The 7,645-nt window shown below is 67.2% G+C and carries 4 protein-coding genes and 1 pseudogene; 4 read left to right on the top strand and 1 reads right to left on the bottom strand.

Annotation, left to right across the window (positions count from 1 at the left end):
- From H537_RS0137050 to H537_RS47865, 4 genes and pseudogenes are all read left to right on the top strand, one after another.
- Window positions 1–294: pseudogene (locus H537_RS0137050) on the top strand (IS701 family transposase); the annotation flags it as partial.
- A 130-nt stretch (window positions 295–424) separates the two neighbouring features.
- Complete coding sequence (locus H537_RS47855; RefSeq protein ID WP_029001894.1) at window positions 425–1,507, top strand: WD40 repeat domain-containing protein; 1,083 nt, start codon at window positions 425–427, stop codon at window positions 1,505–1,507.
- Between the two features lie 106 nt (window positions 1,508–1,613).
- Window positions 1,614–4,988 (top strand): DUF4082 domain-containing protein, encoded by a 3,375-nt coding sequence (locus tag H537_RS50110; protein ID WP_051244526.1) that lies wholly within the window; start codon window positions 1,614–1,616, stop codon window positions 4,986–4,988.
- A gap of 71 nt (window positions 4,989–5,059) precedes the next feature.
- Window positions 5,060–7,246 (top strand): DUF4082 domain-containing protein, encoded by a 2,187-nt coding sequence (locus tag H537_RS47865; protein ID WP_051244528.1) that lies wholly within the window; start codon window positions 5,060–5,062, stop codon window positions 7,244–7,246.
- 94 nt (window positions 7,247–7,340) lie between these two features.
- Here H537_RS47865 and H537_RS0137070 read toward each other — a convergent pair.
- Window positions 7,341–7,645, bottom strand: a 305-nt coding sequence (locus H537_RS0137070; protein ID WP_211235146.1) for an NAD(P)(+) transhydrogenase (Re/Si-specific) subunit beta, incomplete at its 5' end; no start/stop codon positions are given.

The following is a 7,645-nucleotide window of genomic DNA, read 5'->3' on the forward strand; positions in this document are numbered from 1 at the left end:
AACGATCTATCTCAGGATTCCACGGATGCAACACAAGAAGCGTGCGGCATGCGTTGGAAGATTGAGCAGTTTCATCGCGAATTCAAGCAGCTCACTGGAGCGGAAAAATGCCAGTGCCGGCGCGGCCGGATGCAGCGCAACCATATTGCTTGTGCCGTGCTGGTTTGGGATTGCTTGGCAGCTCAGGCGCGACAGGTCGGGAAAACACTCTATCAGCTCAAACGCGAGATGCTGTCCAACTATCTAAGAGCCGAGCTGCGCAGCCCGGCGGTGCGGATGGTGCTCGTTGCGTAAGTCCTACTGAAATCGTCTGCATCATTTAAAACAGGTTTTCCGGGTGACGCACATATCGCGTGATATGGGCGTCGAGATGAATTCCAGTTGTGTGCCTGGATATGGGTTGTCCAGGTCGTGGAGGGTGGGCATGAATTTCAGACTGCATGGATTCGGACAAGCCAGCACGGTTTCGGCATTCGCGCTGGCATGTGCCGTGCTGGCCGGCTGCGGCGGCGGTGAAGAGGCGCGTTCGTCCGGCACGACCGCCAGTGCGTCTCCTGCCATCGAGACGGCAGCGGCGGCGGCGGTGAACGACGAAAAGCCGCAGGCCTTGCGCAAGGTTCTGCGCCGCTACACGAAGAAGGGCATTACCGCCGTGAGCCTGTCGCCCGACGGTTCCTCAGTGGCCGTAAGTCGCGCCGACGGCACGGTTCGGGTCCTGGACGCAGGCAGTCTGGTGGACGTCGAGAAGTTCAGCGCCAAGCTCGATACCGTGGCGGCAGGCGTCGCCTTCAGCAACAACGGCAAATACCTGGGCGTGGTGGGCCGCGACAGCGATGTGCATGTCTACAACATCGCCTCGGCCAACAAGCTTTACACGCTGCATGGTCACGAGCATCCCATCCGGACCATTGCGCAGAGTCCCAATGGCGCGCTCATTGCCACGGCCGGCGACGAAACGCGCGTCATGCTTTGGAACAGCGCCACGGGCAAGCTCGCCAGGATCCTGTCGGGCCACACCGGCTTTGTGAATTCGGTGGCCTTCAGCCCGGACGGTACCTTGCTCGCCAGCGCCGATGCGGAGGCGCGCATCCTGGTGTGGAAGGTGGGCACGGGCAAGCTCATCCACACGCTGCGCGGCCATGCCGACGAGGTTTACGCCATCGCATTCCACCCCGGTGGCAAGGTGCTGGCCAGCGCCGGCGCGGATGGCCAGGTGCTGATGTGGGACCTGGACAGCGGCGTGCGCACCAAGGCCTTCGAAGGCCACAAGAAGCCCGCGCGCAGCATCGCCTTCAGCCCGGACGGCAACACCCTGGCCAGCGGCGGGGAGGATGGCCAGATCATGGTCTGGAACGCGGCCACGGGCATGCTGGACAAGCAGCTCACCGCCTCCGGCTCCCCCGTCAATTCGCTGGTGTTCGGCGGTAAGAACAAGAACCTGCTCTTTGCCGGCAGCGACGACAACCGTTTCGTGCGCTGGAACGTCGCCAGCGGCATCGGCAAGTAGGCCGTAGAGAGCGCAACCGGATCCTGCGCTCCGTCTCTCGTATCCCGCAGCGGGCCCTGGCGTGTGTCCGCGCCCGCAGCGCCAATAAGGCTTGAGGAGTACCGCGATGTTGCAGCGTGAGGGAGTTTGCGCGCGGAGCGTTCGGGGCTGGCTGGTCCTGCTGCTGCTGGGCTGGCTGCTGGTGCTGGCGTCATGGACGCGCCCGGCGCTGGCGGCTGATCCTGCCCAGGGGCCTGGCGGACCGATCCTGGTGCTGACCTCGGGCAACAGCAACTTCGGCACCTACTACGCCGAGATCCTGCGCAACGAGGGCTTCAATGCCTTCGCCGTGGCCGAGGTCGGCTCGGTCAGCGCTGCCACGCTGTCCGCCTACGACGTGGTGATCCTGGCCAAGACGTCGCTCAGCGCCGCGCAGGTCACGATGCTCTCTGACTGGGTCAACGCCGGCGGCAACCTCATCGCCATGGCGCCCGGCAGTGGCCTCGCGCCACTGCTGGGCCTGACCAGCACGGGGGCCCAGCTCGCCAACGGCTACTTGCTGGTGGATACCGCCAACCCCGTGGGCAACGGCATCGTCAGCCAGACCATGCAGTTCCACGGCAGCGCTGATCGCTACACCTTGAGCGGCGCCACCGCACTGGCCACGCTCTACAGCAGCGCCTCGGCAGCCACCGCCAACCCGGCCGTGACGCTGCGCAGCGTGGGCTCGGGCAAGGCCGCGGCCTTCACCTACGACCTGGCCACCTCGGTGGTGTACACGCGCCAGGGCAACCCCGCGTGGGCCGCGCAGGAGCGCGACGGCCTGGCGCCCATCCGCTCGGATGACAAGTTCTACGGCAACGCCGCCGCGGACCCCAAGGCCGACTGGGTGGACCTGAGCAAGGTGGCCATTCCGCAGGCCGACGAGCAGCAGCGGCTGCTGGCCAACCTCATCACCTACATGAACCTCGCGCGCAAGCCGCTGCCGCGCTTCTGGTACTTCCCCAACGGCCACAAGGCCGTGGTCATCATGACGGGCGACGACCACGCCAACGGCGGCACGCCCGGGCGTTTCGACTACTTCAAGTCGCAGAGCACGCCGGGCTGCTCGGTGACGAACTGGGAATGCATCCGCGGCACTTCGTATGTCTACACGGACACCGCACTGAGTGCCACTCAGGCGGCGCAGTACGACTCCGAGGGATTCGAAATCAGCCTGCACGTTTCCACGCGCTGCGACGACTTCACACCGCAAAGCCTGGACGGCACCTATAGCGAGCAGCTCGGCCCCTGGCAGAGCAAGTACAACACCATTCCCGCGCCGATAACGCAGCGCCACCATTGCATCGTCTGGAGCGACTGGAGCAGCGGCGCGCAGGTGCAGGCCAAGTACGGCATGCGGCTGGACACCAGCTACTACTTCTGGCCGCCGGGCTGGGTGGCCGACGTGCCCGGCATCTTCACCGGTTCGGCCATGCCCATGCGTTTCATGCGCCTGGACGGCGCCTTCATCGACGTGTACCAGGCCGCCACGCAGATGACCGACGAGTCGGGCCAGAGCTACCCGCTGACCGTCAACCAGCTGCTCGACCGCGCTCTCGGTGCCGAGGGCTACTACGGTGCCTACACCGTCAATGCCCACACCGACCAGTCCATCACCGACGAGGCCACGGCCGTCGTGGCCTCGGCCAAGGCGCGCGGCGTGCCGGTCGTGTCTGCACGCCAGATGCTGACCTGGCTCGACGCGCGCAACACCTCGGCCTTCAGCGCCATGAGCTGGAGCGGCAGCGCGCTCAGCTTCAACGTCTCCCGCAGCCCCGCGGCCAACGGGCTGCAAGGCATGCTGCCGCGGCGCTCGGGCAGCAACGTGCTCACCGGCCTCACGCGCGGCGGCAGCGCCGTGGCCTTCTCCGTCAAGGTCGTCAAGGGCGTGGAGTACGCGTTCTTCAACGCTGATTCCGGCAGCTACGTCGCCACGTACGCGGCCGACGTGGCGGGCCCCACGGTGTCGTCCACCACCCCGGCTGCGGGCGCCACGGGCGTGAGCCTGTTCTCCACCGTCAAGGCCGTCTTCAACGACGCGCTGGACGCCACGACGCTCAACACCAGCACCTTCGAGCTGCGCAACGCCGCCAACGCCACGGTCGCGGCCAACGTCAGCTACGACCCCACCACGCGCACCGCGACCCTGACGCCCATCACGGCGCTGTCGGGTTCCACCACCTACACCGCCACGCTGCGCGGCGGCACCAGTGACCCGCGCATCAAGGACGCCTCGGGCAACCCGATGGCCTCCAGCGTGACGTGGAGCTTCACCACCGTGGCGGCCTCCACCGCTGGCAGCTGCCCCTGCAACGCCTGGAGCAGCACCGCCACGCCCACCAGCGCCTCGGTCAACGACCCCGGCGCGGTGGAGCTGGGGGTCAAGTTCCGGGTGGACGTCGACGGCTTCATCACCGGCGTGCGCTTCTACAAGGGCACGGGCAACACCGGCACGCACATCGGCAACCTCTGGAGCCTCAGCGGTACGCGGCTGGCCACAGCGCCCTTCACCAGCGAGACGGCCACGGGCTGGCAGCAGGTGAATTTCTCCACGCCGGTGCCGGTGAGCGCCAACACGGTGTACGTGGCCTCGTACTACGCACCGAACGGCCGCTACGCGGGCGACAACAACTTCTTTTCCACCAAGGGCGTGGACAACGCCCCGGTGCACCTGCTGCAAAACGGCGTGAGCGGCGGCAACGGCGTCTACGCCTACGGCAGCAGCTCCAGCTTCCCGTCGCAGACCTATCAAGCCAGCAACTACTGGGTGGACGTGGCGTTCTCGCCCGCGCCGACTGGGCCCGACACCACCGCGCCGACGGTGACCGGCACCTCGCCGGCCAACGCCGCCACGGGCGTGTCCACGACCAGCAGCGTCACCGCCACCTTCAGCGAGGCGGTGGACCCGTCCTCCGTGGGCAGCAGCACCTTCGAGCTGCGCAACCCGGCCGGCACGGCGGTGGCCGCCACCGTGAGCTACGACGCGGCCAGCCGCACCGCCACGCTCGTTCCCAACGCGTCGCTGGCAACCTCCACCGCCTACACGGCCACCGTGCGGGGTGGGGGTACCGATCCACGCGTCAAGGACCTCGCGGGCAACGCGCTGGCCAACTCCGCCTCGTGGAGCTTTACCACCGCGGCCGCGGCCACCGGGGGCTGCGCCTCGCCGGCCAACCCCATCGTGCAGGAGAACTGCCTGACCGGGAACCTGCCCTCGGAGTGGGACATCAGCGGCGCCGGCGACAGCAGCATCCAGGGCTTCGCGACGCAGATGAGTGTCAACCGCGGCGGCACCATCAGCTTCAAAGTGGACACCAACGCCAGCGCTGACCGGGAACCTGCCCTCGGAGTGGGACATCAGCGGCGCCGGCGACAGCAGCATCCAGGGCTTCGCGACGCAGATGAGTGTCAACCGCGGCGGCACCATCAGCTTCAAAGTGGACACCAACGCCAGCGCTGACCGGGAACCTGCCCTCGGAGTGGGACATCAGCGGCGCCGGCGACAGCAGCATCCAGGGCTTCGCGACGCAGATGAGCGTCAACCGCGGCGGCACCATCAACTTCAAGGTCGATACCAACGCCAGCAACTACCGCTTCGACATCTACCGGCTGGGCTACTACGGCGGGCGCGGCGCACGCAAGATCACCAGCGTGAACCCCTCGGCCACGCTGCCGCAGAGCCAGCCCGCCTGCCTGACGCAGTCCGCCACGGGGCTGGTGGACTGCGGCAACTGGGCCGTCTCGGGCTCCTGGACGGTGCCGGCCAATGCCGTCTCGGGCATCTACATCGCGCGCCTGGTGCGTGCCGACACGGGGGGCGCCAGCCACATCGTGTTCATCGTGCGCGACGACGCCAGCACCTCCGCCATGGTGTTCCAGACCTCCGACACCACCTGGCAGGCCTACAACACCTACGGCGGCGGCAGCTTCTACAGCGGCGGGCTCAACACCGGCGCGGGCCGCTCCTACAAGCTCAGCTACAACCGCCCCTTCATCACCGGTGGAGTGGACGGGGGCCAGGACTGGCTGTTCCACGCCGAGTACCCCATGGTGCGCTGGCTGGAGGCCAACGGCTACGACCTGAGCTACATCAGCGGCATCGACACCGACCGCAGCGGCAGTCTGCTGCGCAACCACAAGGTGTTCCTGTCGGTGGGGCACGACGAGTACTGGTCCGCTGCGCAGCGCAGCAACGTCGAGGCCGCGCGCGACGCCGGCGTGAGCCTGGCCTTCTTCAGCGGCAACGAGGTGTTCTGGAAGACGCGCTGGGAAAACAGCATCGACGGCAACAACACGCCGTACCGCACGCTGGTGTCCTACAAGGAGACACACGCCAACGCCAAGATCGACCCGGCCCCGGTGTGGACCGGCACCTGGCGCGATCCGCGCTTCTCGCCGCCTTACGACGGCGGTCGCCCGGAGAACGCGCTCACGGGCACGATCTTCATGAACAACGACACCGGCACGTCGTACTCCATCACGGTGCCGCAGGCCGAGGGGCGCATGCGCTTCTGGCGCAACACCTCGGTGGCCACGCTGGGCACGGGCCAGAGCGCCACGCTTCCCAGCGGTGTGCTGGGCTACGAGTGGGATTCGGACCTGGACAACGGCGCGCGCCCGCCTGGGCTCATCCGGCTGTCGCAGACCACCATCAGCAGCAGCGGTGCGCTGCTCGACTATGGGTCAACCTACGGCAGCGGCACCGTCACGCACTACCTGACGCTGTACCGGCACCCAAGCGGCGCGCTGGTGTTTGGCGCGGGCACCATCCAGTGGTCCTGGGGCCTGGATGCCAACCACAACCGGCCCGGCACGGCGGTGGATGCGCGCATGCAGCAAGCCACGGTGAACCTGTTCGCCGACATGGGCGTGCAGCCCGCGACGCTGCAGTCGCTGCTGGTGGCGGCCACGGCCTCCACCGACACGGCGGCGCCCGCGGCCGTCATCACCGCGCCGGCGGCCGGCGCCAGCGTGCCGGCCAACAGCAGCGTGAGCATCAGCGGCACGGCCAGCGACGCCGGCGGCGGCGTGGTGGGCGCGGTGGAGGTGTCCACCGACAACGGCGCCACCTGGCATCCAGCCAGCGGCCGCGCCACCTGGAGCTACACCTGGACTCCGACCGTCAGCGGCCCGGCCACGATCCTGGCGCGCGCGGTGGATGACAGCGGCAACATCCAGTCCACGCCCGCCAGCCGCAGCGTGACGGTGGGAAGCGCGGTGTGCCCGTGCTCCGCCTTCCCCGCCTCTGCGACGCCGACCGTGGCCAGTGTGTCGAGCACGACTGTTACCAATCTGGGCGTGAAGTTCCGCGTCACCCAGAACGGCTACATCACCGGCATCCGCTTCTACAAGGGCACGGGTAACACCGGCACACACACGGCTGCGCTCTGGAGCTCCTCCGGCACGCTGCTGGCCAGCACGCCCTTCGTGAACGAGACGGGTTCAGGCTGGCAGCAAGTGAACTTCCTCGTGCCGGTCGCCGTTACGGCCAACACCGTCTACGTGGCCTCGTACCGTGCGCCACGAGGCCGTTATGCGGCAGACGCCAACTACTTTGCCAACTCGGGCGTGACCTCGGGCCCGGTCCAATTGCTGCGTGATGGCGAAAGCGGCGGCAACGGCGTGTTCATCACCGGAGGCACGACGGTGCGCTTCCCGAACTCGTCGTCCCAGGCAACGAACTACTGGGTGGACATCATCTTCACGCCGTCACCCTGAAGTCGCGCACGGCAGGCAAAACGAAAGAAAGGCCGCCCCTGGGGCGGCCTTTTGATTTCCGTGCAGCGGGGGCCTGCACAGAAAGGACCCTGGCTCACTCCACGGCCTTGACCATGTCCTCCACGACCTTCTTGGCGTCGCCGAAGACCATCATGGTCTTGTCCATGTAGAACAGCTCGTTGTCCAGCCCCGCATAACCCGCGGCCATCGAGCGCTTGTTCACGATCACGGTCTTGGCCTTGTAGGCCTCCAGGATCGGCATGCCGTAGATGGGGCTGCCCTTTTGTAGTGCGGCCGGGTTCACCACGTCGTTGGCGCCCAGGATGATGGCCACGTCGGCCTGGCCGAACTCGCCGTTGATGTCCTCCATCTCGAAGACCTGGTCGTAGGGCACCTCGG

The organism is Azohydromonas australica DSM 1124, assembly GCF_000430725.1.
GTDB classification, from domain to species: Bacteria; Pseudomonadota; Gammaproteobacteria; order Burkholderiales; family Burkholderiaceae_C; genus Azohydromonas; species Azohydromonas australica.